This is a genomic window from Nocardia farcinica (genome assembly GCF_029867845.1).
Lineage (GTDB): Bacteria > Actinomycetota > Actinomycetes > Mycobacteriales > Mycobacteriaceae > Nocardia > Nocardia farcinica_A.
On record NZ_JARWRU010000728.1, the window covers coordinates 1 to 1,176 of the forward strand.

The 1,176-nt window shown below is 75.7% G+C and carries 2 protein-coding genes; one reads left to right on the top strand and one right to left on the bottom strand.

The window, feature by feature from the left end; all coding sequences use genetic code 11:
* Positions 1-940: NADP-dependent oxidoreductase (locus QH283_RS15905; RefSeq protein ID WP_280503766.1), on the top strand; the 940-nt coding region annotated here is incomplete at its 5' end.
* 8 nt (positions 941-948) lie between these two features.
* Here QH283_RS15905 and QH283_RS15910 read toward each other — a convergent pair.
* Entirely contained in the window at positions 949-1,137 is a 189-nt protein-coding gene (locus QH283_RS15910; RefSeq protein WP_280503767.1) for a dienelactone hydrolase family protein, read from the bottom strand.
* Between the last annotated feature and the right edge of the window lie 39 nt (positions 1,138-1,176).

A 1,176-nucleotide genomic window follows, 5' to 3' on the forward strand; every position in this document is an offset into this window, starting at 1 on the left:
GCCTTCGCCTTCGCCTTCGCGTTCGGCCTCCACCACGCGGACCCACCGCGCCGCCGTCGTCCGCACGCCTGGCGGCCCGGACTCCGTCGAGATCGTCGACGTGCCCGTGCGCGAGCCCGGGCCGGGACAGGTGCTGGTGGCGATCGAGGCCGCGCCGGTGAACCCGGTCGACCTCGCCACCGCCGAGGGTGTCTTCCATCGGATGGGGCTCGTCCACCAGCCCCACCACACCGGGCTCGGCGCCGAGTTCGCGGGCACCGTCGCCGCGACCGGCCCCGGCGTGGACCTGCCCGTCGGCACCAGGGTCGCCGGACTCCTCGGCGGCTTCGACCGCGACCGCGGCGCCCATGCCGAGCAGGTCGTCGCGTCCGCCGCCGACCTGGCCGTCGTCCCCGGCGAACTCGACCCGGCCACCGCGTCCGTCGTCGCGCTCAACGGGCTCACCGCCGCCCAGATCGCCGACCTGCTCGGCGAGGGCGGCGGCCGGAGACTGCTCGTGACCGGCGCGGCGGGCACGGTCGGCGGCTATGTCACCACTCTCGCTATCAAAAGGGGCTGGCGGGTGACCGGCCTGGCCAGGCCCGCCGACGAGGCCTTCGTCCGCGGCACGGGCGCGGAGTTCACCGCCGCCACCGAGGTCGGCTGGGACGCGGTCGCCGACTGCGCCGCGCTCCTCGACGAGGCGGTCGCGCTCGTCGCCGAGGGCGGGGTGTTCGTCGGCGTGCGGCCGGGATTCGTCCCCGCCGGGCCAGGGAAGATCACCGCGTACGCGGTGGAAGTGCACCCCGACCCCGCCACCCTGACCCACTTGCTCGCCCTGGCGGCGACGGGTGAACTGCCCGCCCGGGTGCACGCCGTGGTCCCGCTCGACCAGGCCGCGGCGGCCTATCGCGCGGTGGCGGCCGGTGGTGTGCGCGGAAAGTACGTCCTCCGCCCGTAGCAGATCGCTCAGGCGGACAGGGTGCCGCTCAGCAGGGGAAGCAGCCGGTCCCAGTGCCGCTGCCTGGCGTCGGCGTCGAAGGCCTCGGTGTCGGCCATGGTGAAGCCGTGGGCGGCGCCGGGGTAGGTCTCGATGTGGTAGTCGACGCCCGCGGCGGCCAGCGCCTTCTCGACTTCGCCGCGGGCCTCGCCCGCCAGGTGGGTTTAGGCGAGGGCCAGGTGCACGCCCGCGGGGAG